This is a genomic window from Paraliobacillus sediminis, assembly GCF_003426055.1.
Map to the genome: position 1 here is coordinate 114,551 of NZ_QJSI01000002.1, position 19,485 is coordinate 134,035.

The 19,485-nt window shown below is 33.1% G+C and carries 21 protein-coding genes, 1 tRNA gene and 1 riboswitch; of the genes, 11 read left to right on the forward strand and 11 right to left on the reverse strand.

Annotation, left to right across the window (positions count from 1 at the left end):
• The first annotated feature begins 136 nt into the window (after window positions 1-136).
• The 4 genes from D2K60_RS06545 (at window position 137) to D2K60_RS06560 (ending at window position 5,024) form a co-directional block, all read left to right on the forward strand.
• Window positions 137-1,591: a spore germination protein gene (locus D2K60_RS06545; protein ID WP_117169225.1), complete on the forward strand. Its 1,455-nt coding sequence runs from the start codon at window positions 137-139 to the stop codon at window positions 1,589-1,591.
• 73 nt (window positions 1,592-1,664) lie between these two features.
• Window positions 1,665-1,859, forward strand: a complete 195-nt coding sequence (locus D2K60_RS06550) for a YqgQ family protein (RefSeq protein WP_117169226.1) — start codon at window positions 1,665-1,667, stop codon at window positions 1,857-1,859.
• Window positions 1,860-1,871: 12 nt separating this feature from the next.
• Entirely contained in the window at window positions 1,872-2,831 is a 960-nt protein-coding gene (locus D2K60_RS06555; RefSeq protein WP_117169227.1) for an ROK family glucokinase, read from the forward strand.
• A gap of 282 nt (window positions 2,832-3,113) precedes the next feature.
• Complete coding sequence (locus tag D2K60_RS06560; protein ID WP_117169228.1) at window positions 3,114-5,024, forward strand: LTA synthase family protein; 1,911 nt, start codon at window positions 3,114-3,116, stop codon at window positions 5,022-5,024.
• Window positions 5,025-5,073: 49 nt separating this feature from the next.
• Here the strand turns inward: D2K60_RS06560 and D2K60_RS21275 are convergent, their stop codons facing one another.
• Window positions 5,074-5,238, reverse strand: coding sequence for a DUF2759 family protein (locus D2K60_RS21275; protein ID WP_162880725.1), 165 nt, complete (start codon window positions 5,236-5,238; stop codon window positions 5,074-5,076).
• 137 nt (window positions 5,239-5,375) lie between these two features.
• Between D2K60_RS21275 and D2K60_RS06570 the strand changes: the two genes are divergently transcribed.
• On the forward strand, window positions 5,376-5,996 hold the full coding sequence (locus D2K60_RS06570; RefSeq protein WP_117169230.1) for an MBL fold metallo-hydrolase: 621 nt from the start codon (window positions 5,376-5,378) through the stop codon (window positions 5,994-5,996).
• 444 nt (window positions 5,997-6,440) lie between these two features.
• Here D2K60_RS06570 and D2K60_RS06575 read toward each other — a convergent pair.
• The 7 genes from D2K60_RS06575 to comGA all read right to left on the reverse strand — a co-directional run bounded on the left by D2K60_RS06575 (window position 6,441) and on the right by comGA (window position 10,466).
• Window positions 6,441-6,512 (reverse strand) — tRNA-Gln (locus tag D2K60_RS06575).
• Window positions 6,513-6,575: 63 nt separating this feature from the next.
• Window positions 6,576-6,956 carry a hypothetical protein gene (locus D2K60_RS06580; RefSeq protein ID WP_117169231.1) on the reverse strand — a complete coding sequence of 127 codons (381 nt, stop codon included), beginning with the start codon at window positions 6,954-6,956 and terminating at the stop codon, window positions 6,576-6,578.
• The gene (gene comGF / locus D2K60_RS06585; RefSeq protein WP_117169232.1) at window positions 6,931-7,443 is read right to left on the reverse strand and encodes a competence type IV pilus minor pilin ComGF; all 513 of its coding nucleotides are present in this window, start codon (window positions 7,441-7,443) and stop codon (window positions 6,931-6,933) included. The genes D2K60_RS06580 and comGF overlap by 26 nt, the downstream gene beginning before the upstream one ends.
• A gap of 215 nt (window positions 7,444-7,658) precedes the next feature.
• Window positions 7,659-8,102: a competence type IV pilus minor pilin ComGD gene (comGD, locus tag D2K60_RS06590; protein WP_117169233.1), complete on the reverse strand. Its 444-nt coding sequence runs from the start codon at window positions 8,100-8,102 to the stop codon at window positions 7,659-7,661.
• Window positions 8,099-8,431: a competence type IV pilus major pilin ComGC gene (comGC, locus tag D2K60_RS06595; RefSeq protein ID WP_117169234.1), complete on the reverse strand. Its 333-nt coding sequence runs from the start codon at window positions 8,429-8,431 to the stop codon at window positions 8,099-8,101. The genes comGD and comGC overlap by 4 nt, the downstream gene beginning before the upstream one ends.
• A 3-nt stretch (window positions 8,432-8,434) precedes the next feature.
• Entirely contained in the window at window positions 8,435-9,499 is a 1,065-nt protein-coding gene (locus D2K60_RS06600; protein WP_117169235.1) for a type II secretion system F family protein, read from the reverse strand.
• Window positions 9,471-10,466 carry a competence type IV pilus ATPase ComGA gene (gene comGA, locus D2K60_RS06605; protein WP_117169236.1) on the reverse strand — a complete coding sequence of 332 codons (996 nt, stop codon included), beginning with the start codon at window positions 10,464-10,466 and terminating at the stop codon, window positions 9,471-9,473. Before comGA ends, D2K60_RS06600 begins: the two co-directional genes overlap by 29 nt.
• A 246-nt stretch (window positions 10,467-10,712) precedes the next feature.
• On the opposite strand from comGA, the gene D2K60_RS06610 reads away from it, so the two are divergent.
• Entirely contained in the window at window positions 10,713-11,207 is a 495-nt protein-coding gene (locus tag D2K60_RS06610) for a shikimate kinase (protein ID WP_117169237.1), read from the forward strand.
• Between the two features lie 45 nt (window positions 11,208-11,252).
• A complete protein-coding gene (locus tag D2K60_RS06615; protein ID WP_117169238.1) occupies window positions 11,253-11,444 on the forward strand; it encodes a YqzE family protein in 192 nt (63 codons plus the stop codon).
• 3 nt (window positions 11,445-11,447) lie between these two features.
• On the opposite strand, the gene D2K60_RS06620 is transcribed toward D2K60_RS06615, so the two are convergent.
• Together D2K60_RS06620 and D2K60_RS06625 are read right to left on the reverse strand one after the other, a co-directional pair.
• Window positions 11,448-12,257 carry a YqhG family protein gene (locus D2K60_RS06620; protein WP_162880726.1) on the reverse strand — a complete coding sequence of 270 codons (810 nt, stop codon included), beginning with the start codon at window positions 12,255-12,257 and terminating at the stop codon, window positions 11,448-11,450.
• Window positions 12,235-13,905: a DEAD/DEAH box helicase gene (locus D2K60_RS06625; protein WP_420818811.1), complete on the reverse strand. Its 1,671-nt coding sequence runs from the start codon at window positions 13,903-13,905 to the stop codon at window positions 12,235-12,237. The genes D2K60_RS06620 and D2K60_RS06625 overlap by 23 nt, the downstream gene beginning before the upstream one ends.
• Before the next feature lie 141 nt (window positions 13,906-14,046).
• A riboswitch (glycine riboswitch) is annotated at window positions 14,047-14,139 on the forward strand.
• Window positions 14,140-14,303: 164 nt separating this feature from the next.
• On the opposite strand from D2K60_RS06625, the gene gcvT reads away from it, so the two are divergent.
• Genes gcvT through gcvPB form a run of 3 tightly spaced genes read left to right on the forward strand, consistent with a single transcriptional unit; the run spans window position 14,304 to window position 18,216 of the window.
• The gene (gene gcvT / locus D2K60_RS06630; protein ID WP_117169240.1) at window positions 14,304-15,407 is read left to right on the forward strand and encodes a glycine cleavage system aminomethyltransferase GcvT; all 1,104 of its coding nucleotides are present in this window, start codon (window positions 14,304-14,306) and stop codon (window positions 15,405-15,407) included.
• Between the two features lie 12 nt (window positions 15,408-15,419).
• A complete protein-coding gene (gene gcvPA / locus D2K60_RS06635) occupies window positions 15,420-16,766 on the forward strand; it encodes an aminomethyl-transferring glycine dehydrogenase subunit GcvPA (RefSeq protein WP_117169241.1) in 1,347 nt (448 codons plus the stop codon).
• Window positions 16,759-18,216 (forward strand): aminomethyl-transferring glycine dehydrogenase subunit GcvPB, encoded by a 1,458-nt coding sequence (gene gcvPB / locus D2K60_RS06640; protein ID WP_117169242.1) that lies wholly within the window; start codon window positions 16,759-16,761, stop codon window positions 18,214-18,216. Before gcvPA ends, gcvPB begins: the two co-directional genes overlap by 8 nt.
• A gap of 41 nt (window positions 18,217-18,257) precedes the next feature.
• On the opposite strand, the gene D2K60_RS06645 is transcribed toward gcvPB, so the two are convergent.
• Window positions 18,258-18,650 (reverse strand): rhodanese-like domain-containing protein, encoded by a 393-nt coding sequence (locus D2K60_RS06645; protein ID WP_205418587.1) that lies wholly within the window; start codon window positions 18,648-18,650, stop codon window positions 18,258-18,260.
• Window positions 18,651-18,870: 220 nt separating this feature from the next.
• Here D2K60_RS06645 and mntR point away from each other — a divergent pair, with 220 nt between their 5' ends.
• The gene (gene mntR / locus D2K60_RS06650; RefSeq protein ID WP_117169243.1) at window positions 18,871-19,293 is read left to right on the forward strand and encodes a transcriptional regulator MntR; all 423 of its coding nucleotides are present in this window, start codon (window positions 18,871-18,873) and stop codon (window positions 19,291-19,293) included.
• Window positions 19,294-19,485 lie beyond the last annotated feature (192 nt).

Here is a 19,485-nt window from a genome sequence, read left to right on the forward strand (position 1 = left end):
CGAGTTAAGGTTACTTGCTTATTCATATACATATATATGTACAAGCTTTTATTTATATGTATATGCATGATATTTATTTCTTTGTAAAAGCTACTATTAGATGACTAATATATTTACATAGAATGAAGGTGTCGTTATGGACAAGAATAAGGCTTTAAGTAAGTCATTTGCTGATAATGTGGACTATTTACATGATTACCTGGGTGTTGAAAAGAGTTTTGATATTATTCAATTAGATTTACATTATGCTGGTAAGGATATGGCAATGTTCTTGGTCGATGGCTTTGTCAAAGATGACATTATGTTATATCTGATGCGCTTTTTGGCGGATTTAGACGAAGAGAAACTTAAACCAGATCCACTGATTAAACTTTTAAAAACGTATATACCATATGTTGAGTTAGCAACGGTTGATGATTTGATTGAGGCTGGAGATACAGTACTTGGAGGACCAACTGCTTTAGTAATTGAGGGACTCGATAAAATCATCATAATTGATGCCAGAACTTATCCTACTAGAGGACTACAAGAACCAGATTTAGAAAGGGTTGTACGTGGATCAAGAGATGGATACGTTGAAACAATTATTTTTAATACAGCACTGACGAGAAGACGTGTTCGTGATCGTTCATTAAGAATGGCTTATACAAGTATAGGAAGGCGTTCGAAGTCCGATATATGCGTTTGTTATATTGAGGATATTGCAGATCCTGAAAAAGTGAAATTATTACAAGATCACCTTAAAAAGATTGATACAGATGGTCTGCCAATGGCTGAGAAAACAATTGAAGAATATCTGAGTGGTAGACATTGGAATCCATATCCAACCATTCGTTATACGGAACGTCCTGATACGGCTGCAGCACATTTATTTGAAGGTCACATCATTTTGATTATTGATGGTTCGCCAAGTGTAATGATTTTACCAGCCACGTTTTGGCATCATTTACAACATGCAGAGGAATATAGACAAAAACCTTTGGTAGGTGCTTATTTACGTTTTGTACGATTTTTTGCTGTTATTAGTTCTATTTTCGTTTTACCTTTCTACTATTTGATTTCTATGGAACCAGCTTTATTACCAGAACAGCTTGCCTTTTTCGGCCCAAGTGAGGCTGGTGTAATTCCCTTATTACTTCAATTTTTAATAGCTGAGATTGGAATTGATATGCTTCGGATGGCTGCCATTCACACACCAACAACTCTAGCTACTGCATTAGGTCTTGTTGCAGCAATCATGATTGGACAAGTAGCGGTGGAAGTGGGATTGTTTTCAAGTGAGGTCGTTTTATATTTATCAATTGCAGTGATGGGGACATTTGCAACTCCAAGTTATGAGTTAAGTTTAGCAAATAGGCTGGTTCGTATGTTATTACTGCTTACCACGGCAAGTTTTGGTGCAATAGGATACGTTATAGGTGTAACAGGATGGTTAGTGTACCTAATTCGAATGAATACATTTAAAACTGGTTACATGTGGCCTTTCATTCCCTTTTCACCGAAAGCTTTCCTTGATGTACTTATTCGGACACCAGTACCATTAAAAAGTAGAAGACCAACTTTCTTAGACCCACAAGACCCAGATCGATAAAATTGATCTAGGTCTTTTTTTTATTTATTGATATATTGCCATTTAAATTTGTTATAATAAGATAGGTGATTATATGAAAACAATTTATGACATACAGCAATTGTTAAAAAAGTTTGGAACAATTATTTACATCGGTGACCGATTAGCAGATTTAGAATTAATGGAAGCTGAGATAAAAGAGCTGTATCAAGCGCAATGTCTTTCTATTGCAGATTATCAAATGGCGATTTTGTTATTAAGACAAGAAATGGCAAAATTAAAGAATTGAAAGGGTGGTAGCATGAGTGAGCAATTATTAATAGGTGTTGACATTGGTGGAACTACAATAAAAATAGGTGTAATTAAAACAGACGGAAGAATTGTTGAAAAATGGGAAATTAAAACGAATAAAGATGATAACGCTAAAAATATTCCCCTTGATATTTGGACTTCGATTAAGCTAAAACTAAAGAAATTAGATATAGATAAGAAAGCTATACTGGGAATAGGTGTTGGTGCGCCTGGATTTGTTGATGTTAAAACTGGTGAAGTATCTATAGCAGTAAATTTAGGTTGGAAGGACTTTAAATTAGCAGCTATATTAAAAGAATTATCAGAATTACCTGTAATCGTTGATAATGATGCAAATATTGCAGCTGTTGGAGAGAATTGGAAAGGTTCTGGTAGATTAGCAGATAACTTAATTGCGATAACACTAGGAACTGGAGTTGGTGGTGGTATTATTGCAAATGGAAAAGTGATCAATGGTGTTAATGGCACTGCAGGAGAAATTGGACATATTACAGTTGAACCAGGAGGAAGTCCATGTAATTGTGGTAGAAATGGTTGTTTAGAGACAGTGGCATCAGCAACAGGAATTGTTAGACAAGCAAAGAATGCTATCCAGTCTGGTTCAACCACAACTTTAAACGACCGTTCTAAATTAAAAGAGTTGACAGCGAAAGATGTTTTTGAATTAGCTACATCCGGAGATAAGGCGGCACAGGAAATTATTGATAGAGTGACAGATGTTCTTGGATTAGCAATTGCAAATATGGCAACAATGATTAATCCATCTATAATTGTTATAGGAGGAGGCGTTTCAAAAGCGGGAGAAGAATTACTAAAACCACTACGCAGTGCTTTTGAATCGTATACGTTACCTCGTATAGACGAAGCTTGCGAGTTTGTTATTGCAACATTAGGTAATGATGCAGGAATTATAGGTGGAGCTTATTTAGTGAAGCAAGCACAAGAATAAAATAATTATTTTATTTTCTATCAAATTTTCTTCTCAAACAATTTACATTAACATAATATATTAAAATAAATCCGTGTTTTAGGGTTTATTTTTTTAGGTTTTTCTAATAAAATAGGTTATTATTAATTTAATGTAAAAAACATTGAAACCTTTTGTCTTTCAATACGTCTATATATTAAGGGTTTATTAATTTGCACTTGTGGTATATAATATTTAAGTTGAGAATGTAAATTAAACTTTAAAATATAAATAATAGAATATGGCTAGGAGGAAGTTATAAATATGCTTCAAAAAAAATATAATGTACCGCTATACGTAATTGCGAGCTTATTATTTGGTGCAAAGACATATATTGTTTACCGATTTATCTTCAATATTCAATTAGACAATATCATGCAAGAGATCATCTTATTGATTAATCCATTTGTGTCAGCATTTTTAATATTCGCAGTAAGTGTGTGGTTTAAAGAAAAAGTACAAATGAAAATAATTAAATATACGGCACTGATTGGATCACTAATTTTGTACTTTAATCTAGTATTCTATCGGAACTTCTCAGATTTCATTACAATTCCAATGTTATTTCAAGGAAGTAATGCAGCTGATTTAGGAACGAGTGTATTGGCTTTAATGCATCTACCAGATGTTTTGCTATTTCTTGACCTTGGTGTTATTTGGTATCTGAGTAAGAGGTACAGTGGTACATTGTCAGCAGTGTATATTAAACGCAAGAAAATACTTGCGTTGAGTCTATCTCTTGCATTTTTACTAGGTAACTATGTATTAGCAGAGATTGAACGCCCACAATTGTTACAAAGAACTTTTGACCGTGAGTATTTAGTTAAAAATATAGGTATTTTTAATTACCACATCTATGATATTGCACAACAATCCAAGTCACAAGCACAACGGGTATTTGCAGATGGTAATGAATTACCTGAAATTGAAGCTTATATTGAAGAAAATGTTGCAAATCAAGAAGAAAATGAAATGTCGGGTATTGCAGAAGGTAAAAATGTTATTTTTATTTCTTTAGAATCCATTCAAAGTTTTGTGATTAACAACACGTTAAATGGAGAAGAAGTTACTCCATTTCTAAATGACTTAATTGATGAAAGTTATTATTTTGAGAATTTTTACCATCAAACGGAGCAAGGTAAAACGTCAGATTCTGAGTTCTTAGTGGAAACTGGTTTATATCCATTACCTAGTGGTGCTGTTTATTTCACCCATGGTCAAAATGAGTATAATGCGACACCTGAGATTCTAGGAGAAGAAGGTTACACGTCTGCAGTACTACACTCAAATAATAAAAGTTTCTGGAATCGTGATGTAATGTATAATAATATCGGTATTGATCACTATTATGATGTGGATTCATATGAAGTTACTGATGAAAATAAAGTTGGTTGGGGATTAAAGGATAAAGAATTCTTTGAACAATCGATTAAATATTTACAAGCATTAGAAGAGCCATATTATACACGTTTTATTACGTTAACGAATCATTATCCATTTGATTTAGATGAAGAAGATGCTACGATAGATAAATTTGATTCAAATTCAAAAACGTTAAATCAATATTTTCAAACAGTACGTTATACAGACGAAGCTGTTGAAGCCTTTTTTACTGATTTAAAAGAATCTGGTGAGTATGAAAATTCTATTATTGTTCTAATGGGGGATCATTACGGAATTAGTGATTTTCATGATAAAGCAATGGCAGAGTATTTAGATAAAGATGAGATCACACCTTATGACCATATACAGTTACAACGCGTACCACTCTATATTCATATTCCTGGTGAAGATGGAGATGTAGTTTCTGAAATAGGTGGTCAAATAGATATAAAACCAACACTTTTAAATCTATTAGGTATTGATGATAGTGAAGACCTTAGCTTTGGTGTTGATTTATTTGGTGCAGATCGAAAAGACTATGTAGCATTGCGTGATGGAAGCTTTATAAGCGATGAGTATATCTATACGAAAGATCAATGTTTTAATCGCGAAACTGGAGACTTACTTTCAGCAGAAACGTCTAGTCTACTAAGTGAAGATGATAGTGAATCGGAAGTAAGTGCATGTCAACCAATATCAGAGCAAGTTCAAAAAGAATTATCGTATTCAGATCAGATTATTTATGGAGATTTATTCCGTTTTTATGATTTTGGTTACGAAGAGAAAGAGTAATACAAAAATACCTTATCTCAAATGAGATAAGGTATTTTTGTATTACTAACTATTGAAAATAGCTTGTTATAATGGTTGAGATCGATAAAAATCCAAACAATATGGTTGATGAACCTGTCATTAGTGTTGCCGAAATGTTTTTGGATTTTAATTCTCGACAAAGAGCAGATCCACATAGTAATGTTATAATAATTAGTATAAATGCAAGTACCAATTTACTGAACTCCCTTTCGCAAAAATAATGCTTGATAATTTTAATTAAAAGATAGTAATAAATGTCCTTCCACAGTTTAGAATAATATTAGTCGTTTGTCGAGTGTTTATTAAAAATAAATGAAAAAGGTGAATAAAATGCAGATTCATGGTATGTCTTTAGGTCAATTAGGAACAAATTGTTATGTGATTTACAAAGAGAGAGAGGCTATCATTATAGATCCTGGTGGTGATAGTGACATATTACGAGAATGGTTACGAAAAAAAGAGCTAGCACCTAGTGCAATTTTATTAACACATGCTCATTTTGACCATATTGGTGCGGTTGAAAGTATTAGAGGTTTTTATCAGATCCCTATTTACTTACATGAAGCAGAAGAAGATTGGATGGGTGAGCCTCAATTAAATGGTTCTGCCTTATTTCCAGTGGATAATGTTTCTTGTCAACCTGCAGATAATTTGATTACAACAGGTAAGATGAAAATAGGTGACTTTTCTTTTGACGTCATACATACGCCTGGGCATTCACCAGGTGGTGTCTCGTTTATATTCTCAGAGGACAAGATATTAATTTCGGGTGACTGCTTATTTCAAAATGGAATTGGAAGAACAGATTTGCCTGGAGGAAATAGTAAACAATTAATTCAAAGTATTAAAGAAAAACTTTTTACTTTAGACGGACAATTCACTGTTTATCCAGGACATGGTCCAATTACAACAATAGAAGAAGAGCGAATGCATAATCCATTTATATCTTAATTATTCAAATTCGTAGAGTGAAACTGACAAATAGGTCTTTGTATAAGGAAGAAATTTCGAACCTTTTTCGTAAGCATTAAGGTATTTCATCTGACGAACTTGAGAGAAACTGTGACGTAGTTAGACTTTATTACCCGCTACGGAAGTAAATGGTCTCGCTTTCCGTGGGCACAACTTCAGCTATCTATAGAAGCAAAGATCGCTTCTATAGATAGCTGAAGCCGTGCCTGTGGAAAGGGAATCAATTGCACTTGATAAGCGGGTCAGGAAATTCTGTTATGTCGCAGTTGATGATTATTCCGACTTAAATCTTATAGAAAGTAGTTTTTCTAAAAGACTGTCTAGCAATAGTAAAGATCTACTCCAAACATTAAACAGTCAATGATTAGCTCTTATTTTAAGTAATAAGAAAAACCTACCTCTAAAATAGAGGTAGGTATAATACTGGGCTAGCTGGATTCGAACCAACGAATGACGATACCAAAAACCGCTGCCTTACCGCTTGGCTATAGCCCATCAAGTTACATTCGTTATCTTTAACTATTTGCGTGGTTCTTATGCATGAATTTCGTAATGAATTCATTCCTTTAGTATATATCTACTTAATTTTCTATTCCCTGATAATGTAGTAGCTTCAAATTGGTATCGCATTGCATTATTTTCAAGTACATCATAAGTGATTTTGACTATCCCATTTGGAAATTCATATTGAATTACTTCTTTGTCAGGGTTAGAATTATTTTTGTTCCGTTCACTGACTAATGTTTGATAAGCCATTTGATGTAATGTTTCTAACTCGATTTGCTCCATTTGTAATGTAGTCATTTTTGTGTTATTTGCATAGAGGGTAATACCAGTAATAACACTTAATAAAATAATTGCCGCAACAAAGGAGACATAAGGAAATAAAAATCCGCTTTCTGATTGAGTAATTTTAGTAAAAGGTAAATGTTTTTGCATAAATTTCTCCTGTAATTGTTGTTATCGTCACGTGTATTCCATAGCTTAATTCTTCAACAATAAATGTGTGAATGTTTCCAACTAATATTTCATGTCCAGTTTGATTCGTTTGTTTTCTAATCATGTCTTGATAGGAAGAGATTGCGATTTTTTCTCCAGTTTGTTTTGTTACATATATCGTATTCGCTTGTACATAGTTAAAATCATTTTCGTGTATCTCATTACTTAAGAAATGGAAGAATTGTCGGATTGATAATTCATCTGTATAGGATTGCTGATCAATTAAACGATAAATTGTTGGAATTAACGCTAACGTTGTACTGATAATTGCCAGTGAAAACAAGATTGTTACAAGTGTGAAACCTCTCTCATTGCTTTGGATAATAGTACAAGCAGACTTCTTCTGATTGATTTTTAACATTGTCCCATATCGCACATCCTTTCCACAATGGACCTTCTTTTCTAAATATAAGAGTAACTTCTTCATTATTATAAATTCTCTCTTTTTTTACATTTTGGTTTGATATTGAATTAGCTGAGAAGATTTGAAGTTCATCATGTAGAAATGATTGTATATCTCTTTTTTGAAACAAGATATTCTGTTCGATGCTCAATTGCAATATGATTGGTACCAATGTGAAACTTATCATCATTAGAATGCTAAAAGAAGCGAGTAATTCAGTTAAAATAAATCCTTGCTGCTTATTTCTCAATGAGATAACTCCTTCCTTTTCCAAAAGAGAAAGTAATATCATAGCGAGTAGTAGGTGTTATAATTTGAAACCTCCCTGGTTGCTGAATTGTCCCATTAGGTGAAAAAGTTAAGGGCATGGATAATGTGTGTAGTTTTATCTCCCATTCCTCAGGAATAGGACGTTTAATTATAATTTCACCTAAACCGCCACTTCTAATTTCATAATTATGTGATGACGGTTTTATTAGCATGTAGACATTTCCCATAGATGTGATTGATAGTTTTTGCATAAACAGTATGTCACTCTCAAATATTTGATGCCATTGGTTAAATTGATAGTTTTGATAGCTTTTTATGTGGAGATTAGTTCCAATTATAAGTAAAACCGAAAGAATACTTAATACAATAAGTAACTCAACAATTGTAAAGCCACTTTCCTTTCTCACGATCATTTAGTTACAGCAATTGTTTTAAGTTTATGATTAATTGCTTCTCCCTCATCATATACAATTTGTTTCGTTCCATTGGAACAAGTGTCGGATTGGATATATTCTTCATCGACAAGGATAGAAATTGTAGCAGGATAGGCGCCATGATCTATTTTGTAAGATTCCAATTGATTGTCTGTCATCTGGATTAATGCAGCACAACCCTTATTTTGTACAGTTTCATTTTTATCAGCTAAATTAGGTATTAATAAAATTAATAGTGTCGTAATAACCGCTAAAACAATTAGCATTTCAATTAATGTAAATCCTTTTTCATTTCTGATTTTAACCATCTCCTAAATCGTATTTATTAATTGAAACATCGGTAAAAGTAAAGAGAGATAAATAAAAATAATACTTAGAGCCATCACAATAAAAAAGATGGGTTGAATACGTGCAATTATTCTTTTTACTTTAATTTCAATAAGTTCTATTAAAAAATCGGCATACATTTTTAAATCTTTTATTAGCATGTCGTTTGTAACATTTTTTTGGAAAATAGCACTAATGTCATGTTCCAGAAGTGTGCAACTTGGAAGAATAGTTGAGATAGCTTGTCCTCTTTGCAAACCTTGCATTAAAATATCGCAATAGTAACTTAGAAGGGGGAGCTGTTTTTGTTTTGATAGAATTTCAAAACACTCTTTTAAAGATAGTCCAGCTTGTAACAATGAGCTTAAATGTATGGAAAATAGAAAAGTTGTATGTGATTGAATGAATTTTTTTATGAACGGAATACCTTCATAAAATATAAGTTTCGTTTCAATTGCTAGGTTTTTTTTTACTAGTGTCCAATAAATAAAACATAAGCATATGGCAAGAAAACCAAAAGCAAATATAGTAAATAAAACATTGATTAGTCGGATTGAAAATAGTGTTAAATCTGAGGTGTATGTAGTAGATGAGAATAATTGAATAAAAGAAGGATATACAGATGTTTTAATGAAATATAAAAGTAGAATAAACATGATGAATAGAACAAGAGGATACCGCATAGCTTGTTGAAACTTTTGAACCAACGTTAGTTGTTGACTAACTAACTGGATACTTTGTTTTAAGGCTTTTCTAATATCACCATGAGCCATTGCAAAAAACAAAAACGATATAATTTTCGGGTCAAATTTGGCGTGTTCTAATGCTAAAGTAATAGAATTACCTTCTTTTAATGTAACGATAATCTCCTTAGCGTGTTTCTCCCATTTTGGATTCCACTGCATGGCGACTAGAGCATCAAGTAATGTGTAATGATGATCTAATAAACGAGTTAATCGTATTAAAAACTTATTTTGTTCATCTAAAGATAATGCAGTAGATCTCTTAAGGCAAAATGGTTTATGTCTGCTTCGCATATCCGTAGGCAACGGCTTTCCTCCTTAACTGATTAAAAGTATGAAATTCAGGATTTGTTTCATCAGTTGTTCCAGTTATTGCTTTCTGGAGTACTTCTCCATCTAGTAATTCTAAAATGGCTGCTCGAGAAGGAAGTTGACCTTTTGTTAACACTGGAAATAATTCTAAAGCCGCAACAGCAATTAAGTTTTGTTCTAAATCAGTCTGTTTTATGCCCATTTCATTTAATCTATGGATAGTACCAAAGGCATTTTTTGCATGTAATGTAGATAAAACGAGGTGTCCAGTGTAAGCTGCATGAAAAACAAATTGAGCCGTCTTTTCATCACGAATTTCTCCAACCATAAGAATATCAGGATCATGCCGAAGCGCTGCCTTTAACCCAGCTTGATAAGTAATCCCACTTTTTTCATTTACTTGAACTTGAAGTAAGTCTTGAATTTCTTTTTCAATTGGATCTTCTAACGTAATGGTTTGGTAAGATTGTTCTTGTAACAAAGCTTGTAATAAGGCATACAAAGTGGTAGTTTTACCACTTCCTGTCGGGCCAGTGAATAAAATTACACCACTTCGATTGGTAATCCATTTTTTTATACTATTTAATTGATAGGGAAATAGAAATAATTGATTTAATGAAATTGCTTCTTGTTGAGGTAATAAACGGATAGCTAGACTTTCTGAACAATTAACAGGTAATGTCGATAATCGAAGTGATATTGTCTGCTGCTTATAATGAAATGTAATTGCACCATTTTGGGGGCTTCGGGTTTCACCAATATCCATTCCAGCTGTAAACTTATAATAGCTCACTAAAACTTGATATTGTTTTAAATCAATTTCATAATGAAATATGCGTTTTCCGTGAATTCGAAAATATATTTTCACTGTTGAAGTAAAAGGACAAAAATGAATATCGGATGCAGCAAGATCTAAAGCAGCATATAATAATTTATTTGAAAAAATTGCCGCAGGATTCAATAGGTTCACCTCACTTTATAATGTTACTATACAAAGCTATTTTCAATAAAGCAAGAGCGTTTTAAATGTTTCAAAGTACCTAAAAATGAGTTTCTATTCCTATTTAGTTAGGTAATATTTAATTTTGTTTTAGTCGGATTTTGATTTTACATATTGAAAAAACTAACAAATTTTTTTCGTGAAATCGAATTTTTTTACGAATCGTGATATAATGAACGCAAATTTAGTTCGAACAAGGAGTAAATAATGAATAGTATATATTTAATTGGTTTTATGGGAAGCGGAAAAACAACAATTGCTAATAGACTTGGTGCAAAATTACATTTAGCTGTACAGGATACGGACAAAATGATTGAGCTTTATTATCAAATGAAGATAAAAGATATATTTTTGAAATATGGTGAGAAAACTTTTCGTGAATATGAACAAGAGATATTAGGAAAAGTGGAAAAAATTAATTGCATTGTTTCAACGGGTGGAGGTATTATCGAAACGCCTGATAATGTTTTAGAATTAAAAAAAAATCAAACAATATACTTGCAAACGAGTTGGGAAGTTATAATGAATCGGTTGAAGGGTGATACTGGTAGACCGATATGGAATAATCAAGATGTAGATAAACAAGCATTACTACATAAGCGTGAAGGTAAATATATCGAAGCGGCATCGATAATTGTAAATACGGATGGTAAGTCAACGAATCAGATAGTAACAGAAATAATTACGCTTATAGATAAATGATTTTAAGGGCATCCTAGACATAAAACAAAAGAAAGGATAGTTTTTATGTCTGGAACTGAGCTAGTAAAATATTTGACCGAAGAATTCATGAATTATATTGATAAACCTAAAACTGAACGTGAAAAGCAAAGAAAAGCGCGCAAAAAAGAGAAACAAGGCAATCCACCTTTGTCTGATAAATGGTTTGGTTTATTACCTGCTTCCATAAAATTGTGGAAAAACAAAAATAACGAGTAATTATCATACGTTTCCTTCTAATATGCTACTTGAAGTAGATTGACTAATATGAAAGACACCTCCATTAATAATGTCAATTGTGATGCGAGGTTGATACAAATCCTCAATTGCTGCGGATTCTTTTTCAAAATGTACTAGTTGATCAGCAGCATCAGATTGATAAAAGTAATCTAATAGTTTCTTTTCTTCTTGCATGAATTTCCATGATTCAAGTGCCCAATCATGCTGTTTTTCAAGTAGATCTTTTTCTAGATAGTGAATAACACGTTGGTAACTATTCTTCAGGCGAATTAATGGACTCAAGTTATAGCAATAATCAGGTATGGTGTTATGCCAGGAAATTTGATTTATCGTGTCCATTATATTATCAAGCATGGCACCGTTAATCATATGGATACCGATTGATTTGATTTCTTCTCTTTTTTGCTTGCCAATATAACTAATTTTTATATTTAAGATAAGCCATGGTATTAAAGCTGTCTGCTGTTGTACAGCAAGTTGTTGATAGAGTCGAACACTTTTTCCTTGATCTTTTACTAATCGAAAAATTTGCTGCAATCTTGGACTACCAAAGTGAATTATCTCTGCTTCTTTTTCCTCCAATCTGGGATCTGTCAAGAAAGTGATTGATCCAGGATCTCCTTTTTGACCGATTTTTTTTATATATTGCCAATAAAATGGACGATTCATGATGTATTCATCCATTTTATCTGTGAGTTTAATAGCTAATATGCCATCTTTATTCTCCTTTATTGTGCATTGATTAGCGATAAAAAAGTCATGAAGGAAATTATGAAGATTCTCGATTGCCATGTGAATTCTCCTTATCATAAGTTAATTGCGCATCAGAAATAACTGCAGATAAATTGTCCATTTTTATTCTTATTTCTCCATCAGTTTGTGACTCCTTAAAAATTTTTTCCATCTCATTCTCGAGGTTTGTTAATTGTAAATCTGCTAGAATAGCATCCAAATTCCCAATAACGCGTTCAAATAAATGAATTTTTTCATATAATAGTCGTAAAATATGATCCTCAATTGTATTTTTAATGGCAAAATTATAAATTTGTACATCATTCTTTTGACCATAGCGATGAATGCGGCCAATCCGTTGTTCTAAGCGCATCGGGTTCCAAGGCAAATCATAGTTAATCATTTTATTACAAAATTGTAGATTGATTCCTTCACCGCCAGCTTCTGTTGCAATTAATACTTGTACTTTATCTTTAAACAATTGACGCATCCAATCTTTCTTGCCACGTTTGAAGCCACCTCTAAATGGTACAGAAGTAATATCATTTTGTTGTAAGATCCATTGTAGATAGACTTGAGTGGCTCGGTATTCAGTAAATATGATGCATTTTTCGTCTGACTGTTTGATTAATTCAACCACTTTTAATGCTTTCGAATGGTTTGGCAATTCTCCCAGTTGTGTTAAAAAGTCTGTATATTCTTTTACATTTGTACCGTCATTATTTTTTTCTAAACTTTTTTTAATTGAAAGGAAGCAAGCTTCTCGTGAGGAACATAACTCACGTAAATAAGTAATTGCAGAAAAATGTTGTGCTTCCATAGTGATTTTTTTCAACTGTTCATATGCTTGCATCTCTGCATCTGTAAATTCAATTTGGATTGTTTCTACTTTACGTTTTGTCCAATCAATACCCGTATCCTGTCTAAGGTTTCGTACCATTACTTTTTGTACGAGTTGTTTGAGATGTATATCCTGATCAAGATTTTTAATGTTTTTACCGAACTTTTCTGCAAACGTTTGGTAATCTCCTAGAAATCCGGGTTTTAATATAGAGACAAGATTAAAAATGTCACTTAATTTATTTTGAATAGGGGTAGCAGTTAATAACAAGCAATATTTTTTTTGTAAAGAACGAATAAATTGGTAGTTCTTTGTTTGATGATTTTTTAATTTATGTGCTTCATCTACTAATACAAAGTCGTATTTTTGTTGTAGAATAATCTCTCGATGTGGATCTCGTTTTGCTGTATCTATTGAAGTAATTACAATGTTGTCTTGGTCCCATATTGGTCGTTTTCTTGTCGTTACAACCGGAATGTAAAATTTTTGAGTTAATTCCAATGCCCATTGATTAACTAATGAAGCAGGGACAAGAATTAATGCTTTTTTTACTAAACCACGCATCATATATTCTTTTAATATTAGTCCAGCCTCAATCGTCTTACCTAAACCTACCTCATCGGCTAAAATAGCTCTCCCATTCATTTCTTCTACAACTTGTTCAGCACATGCTAATTGATGTGATAAAAAAGTAACGTGTGGTAATAATCTAGGTGCTTGTAATCCAGAAAAATCATGGGTTAAAGTTGTTAATGCTGCTTGATAAGATAAATGGAATAATTCCCATGAGCTAAATGGACCATCAGTTTCTAATTTTTCCTCTAAACGCTCAATAAATTCCATATCTCTTTTTAATTCAATTTCCACGTAAGTCCACCTTCCGAACTATTTTTGATTTATTGCATTTTTCATTCGCCATTACTCTGTAATTATGCTATAATCATGTTAAATTAAAGTAAAAAACGATGTGAATTCTAGTATGTCCAAATTTAATAATTTTACAAGCGAATGAAGATAATAGGAGAGCTCACTAAAATAGTGACGCCGAAGGAGCAAGTATATAATACGAATCTCTCAGGCACAAAAGACTTTTATCTGACGCAACTCTGGAGAATGTTTATCAGTGAATAAACTACCCAAGAAGCAAGTCCATTTAAAAAATGGATGAATCTTTCTGGTACAAGGACAGGGAAATTATCATGAGTATGATAATTTCACCTGTCTTTTTGTTTGTCTAATATAAGATTGAAAGGGGTTTTGAGTGAATGGAAGAATTGAAGAAGACACCATTGTTCTCCGAATATGAAAAATTTAATGCTAAAACAATCGATTTTGGCGGATGGGCATTACCGGTACATTTTACTGGTATTAAAAATGAGCATCATGCAACAAGAAATAATGTCGGATTGTTTGATGTATCGCATATGGGTGAAATACTTGTAGAGGGAAAAGATGCTGAACCTTTCTTACAAATGATGCTAACAAATGATCTCTCAAAATTAACACCAGATCACGCGCGATACACGTTTATGTGTTATCCAGATGGTGGAACAGTGGATGATTTAATTGTTTATCAATTAGCCACAGAGAAGTATTTGTTAGTCGTAAATGCTGCAAATATAGATAAAGATTATAACTGGTTATTGAAACATAAATTTGAACAGGTAACAATCTCGAATCAATCCGATAAATTCATTCAATTAGCTATACAAGGCCCAAAGGCAGAACAAGTGTTACAAAAAATAACAGATACGAAATTATCTGACATTAAATTTTTTGAATTCTCACAAAATGTGTTTTTTAGTGGCATTGAGGAAAAAGCACTCGTAGCAAGAACAGGTTATACGGGTGAAGATGGTTTTGAAATATACATTGGAGTAGAAAGTGGTGTTGCGCTATGGAAAGCAATTATCAAAGCTGGAGAAGATGTGGGAATTCAACCAATTGGACTTGGAGCGAGGGATACATTAAGATTTGAAGCGAATTTAGCTTTATATGGTCAAGAACTGAGTTCAAGCATTTCGCCAATTGAAGCGGGACTTAGCTTTGCAGTTAAAACCAATAAAACAAGCGATTTTATTGGTAAAGAGGTATTATTAAAACAAAAAAATGAAGGTCCACCACGTAAATTAGTAGGATTAGAAATGATCGATAAAGGAATACCACGTCATGGTTACACAGTTTTATGTCAACAGAAAAAAATAGGTTTTATTACGAGTGGAACACAATCACCTACTTTAAATAAAAATATTGGTTTAGCATTAATAGCAACTGACTATGCAAAACAAGGAGACCTTGTAACAGTTCAAATTAGAAAAAAAGAAGTGCAAGCCAAAGTAGTCGCTACACCGTTTTATAAAAGGGGATAAGGGGGAGAAAAAATGGAATTTCGCTATTTACCAATGACGCAAGAGGATAAAGAGGAAATGCTAGCTACAATAGGTGTGGCTACTACAGATGATCTATTTAAAGATATACCTGACCAATTACGTTTAAAGAAAGATCTACAGTTAAAAAAACCTGCAAATGAAGCGCAGTTAATGCAGGAGTTATCTGCTTTAGCAAAGAAAAACGTAAATACGAAGACACACACATCATTTTTAGGTGCTGGTGTTTATGATCATTACATTCCATCTGTAGTTGACCATGTTATATCTAGATCGGAGTTTTACACAGCATACACACCATATCAACCCGAAATTTCGCAAGGAGAACTACAAGCCATTTTTGAATTTCAAACGATGATTTGTGAACTAACTGGTATGGATGTAGCTAATTCTTCGATGTACGATGGACCAACTGCATTAGCGGAAGCAACTAATCTAAGTGCAGCACAAACGAAAAGAAAAAAAGTATTGGTGTCAAAGACCGTCCATCCTGAATCTAGAGCAGTAATAGAAACATATGGCAAAGGACAAGGGATAGAAATTATTGAAATACCCGAAAAAAATGGATTAACGGATCTGGATATGCTTGAGACGTTAGTAGATGAAACTGTAGCAAGTGTTGTGATTCAATATCCAAACTTTTTTGGACAGATTGAGCCGTTAGCTGCTATAAGACAAGTTATTAACGATAGTAAAGCAATGTTTGTCGTATCTAGTAATCCTTTAGCACTAGGTTATTTGACGCCTCCAAGTGCATTTGGTGCTGATATTGTTGTTGGTGATACACAAGTATTTGGAATTCCTGCACAATTTGGTGGTCCGCATTGTGGTTACTTTGCAACTTCCAAGAAGTTAATGCGTAAAGTTCCAGGAAGATTAGTTGGACAGACACTAGATGAGGATGGAAAAGGAGGATTTGTTCTTACACTTCAAGCTCGAGAACAACATATTAGAAGAGATAAAGCAACTTCTAATATTTGTTCAAATCAAGCATTAAATGCATTGGCATCTTCTGTTGCGATGAGCTCATTAGGTAAGAACGGGATTAAGCAGATGGCTTGGCTTAACATGCAAAAAGCGTACTATGCTAAAAAAATTCTTGAACAACAAGGAATAGAGGTTGTCTATCAAGGTGCTTTATTCAATGAATTAGTTATTAATATCAAGCATGATGTTGCAAAAGCAAATCGAGCATTGTTAGCAAAGGGTGTATTAGGAGGATATGATTTATCTCTAGTTGATAAATCTTATAAAGGTTATATGTTACTTGCTGTATCAGAGATGCGTACAAAAGAAGAAATTAATCTGTTTGCTGTGGAAGTAGGTGTAATCATTGCATAATCAAGATTATCCATTAATATTTGAATTAAGTAAGCCAGGTCGAACGAGTCACAGTTTACCTGAGTTAGATGTAGAAGAAACGGATATCGAAGCGTTACTAGATCCTGCATATATTCGGACTACTTCTCCTAATTTGCCAGAACTAAGTGAATTACAGATTATCCGTCACTATACGGGATTATCACGTCGAAATTATGGTGTAGATTCGGGTTTTTATCCACTTGGATCATGTACGATGAAATATAATCCTAAAATGAATGAAGATGTTATACGATTAGAAGGTTTTAGTCATATCCATCCCTATCAAGATCCAGAATCAGTACAAGGAGCTTTAGAGGTTATGTATGATTTGCAAACATCTTTGGCTGAAATTACTGGGATGCATGATGTATCCCTACAACCAGCAGCAGGTGCGCAAGGTGAATGGACGGGTTTAATGATGATCCGGGCATTTCATGAAGGAAACAATGATTTTAACCGGACAAAAGTAATTGTTCCAGATTCAGCACATGGAACAAATCCGGCATCAGCATCTGTGGCAGGATTTGAAGCTGTCACAGTGAAAACAAATGAACGAGGATTAGTAGACCTAGATCATTTGAAAAGTGTTGTAGGTCAGGATACAGCCGCGCTAATGTTAACAAATCCGAATACATTAGGTTTATTTGAAACAGAGATAGTCGAAATGGCACGAATCATTCATGAAGTTGGTGGTCGATTATACTATGATGGTGCAAATTTAAACGCGATAATGGGATATACAAGACCAGGTGATATGGGTTTTGATGTCGTTCATTTAAATTTACACAAAACGTTCACAGGTCCCCATGGCGGTGGTGGACCTGGTTCAGGACCTGTTGGTGTATCTGAAGAGATTGCACGATTTTTACCAAAACCCGTGTTGACAAAACGTGATAGTCAGTATGTGTTAGATTATGATCGTCCACACTCAATAGGAAGAGTGAAGCCGTTTTACGGTAACTTTGGAATCAATGTACGTGCTTATACCTATATAAGGACAATGGGTGCAGAAGGATTGAAAAAGGTCAGTGAATACGCTGTGTTAAATGCTAATTATATGATGCGACGTTTAGAAACGGTATTTAATTTACCTTATTCGCAACATTGTAAGCATGAATTTGTTTTATCAGGTAAAAAACAAAAAAAATTAGGTGTTCGAACATTAGATATAGCTAAACGATTGTTGGACTTTGGCTATCATCCACCAACTATCTATTTTCCTTTAAATGTAGAGGAAGCCATGATGATTGAACCAACTGAAACGGAAGCAAAAGAAACATTAGATGGCTTTATTGATACAATGATAGAAATAGCAGAGGAAATAAAGAGTAATCCGGAACATGTTCAAGATGCGCCACATACAACAATAGTTCGTCGCATGGACGAAACAACAGCAGCTAGAAAACCGATATTAAAATACGAGTTTTAAACGTGAAACCCCCTTCAGATCTGAAGGGGGTTTCCGTATAGTTAATAACTTGCTTTTTTTGATTTTTTAATTTTCCCAGACCATTTTTTAAAACCGCCTTGAAGTTGACTTAAATCGCTATACCCTTTTTTGTGAAGCATTACTGCAGCTCGTCCAGTCCTTGAGCCATTTTGACAATATAGATATATAGCTTGATCTTTACGTAATTCATTCATTCGTTGTTTCAATTGTGTTAGTGGAATATTACGTGCTCCTAAAATATGGCCACCATCAAATTCCTTTGGTTCTCTTACATCGATTAGTTGTGCTTTACGATACCCTTCTCGAAATTCCTCTTCGGAAATCGTTTTTAGTATGCGTCGTTGTTTAAGATATCTATAGACACTAAATAAGATTAGCGCTATTAATATACCAATTAAGATATACAATTCCATTTTACTTCCCCCGTTTTATAAAAGTCATATTCTATTGTACGACAATTATATCATTTTTTCCAAAAAAATTCTTTCATTGATACGAGATATCTAAAAATAGTATAATTGTTTGTGTATTTAAAAAAATTCCTGACAAAGAAAATCGCTTGTGTAGACAGCAAAACTATTGTATCCTTTTTACTATAGGCTTTAAAGGGAATTGAAGAATTGGAGGATTACCATGCCAACACCTAGTATGGAAGATTATATAGAACAAATATATATGTTAATTGATTCAAAAGGTTATGCACGTGTTTCAGATATTGCTGAAGCTCTAGAAGTTCACCCATCCTCCGTTACTAAGATGGTTCAAAAACTTGATAAAGATGAGTACTTAAATTATGAGAAATATAGAGGATTGATTTTAACGCCTCAAGGTAAAAAAATAGGTAAGCGTCTTGTTTATCGACATGAGTTGTTAGAACAATTTTTAGGAATAATTGGCGTAAATAAAGAAAATATTTATCATGATGTAGAAGGAATAGAACATCATTTAAGTTGGAACTCTATTGATCGAATTGGTGATTTAGTCCAATACTTTGAAACAAATCCAACCAGAGCAGAAGAACTAAAGCAATTACATAAAGAGAATGACGAATTATAATTAATTTAAAGCAGAAGGAATTCGTGAATATACGTATTTCTTCTGTTTTTAATTTGGTTAATCTTCTATTATGAACACTACTTTTACACAGTTTTCTGAATATCTTTTTAAAAACAAGAAAATACGAAATGTTGAAACTTAATTGAAACATAATCCGTATATCTTAATATAAGACAATTAAAAAAGGGAGAT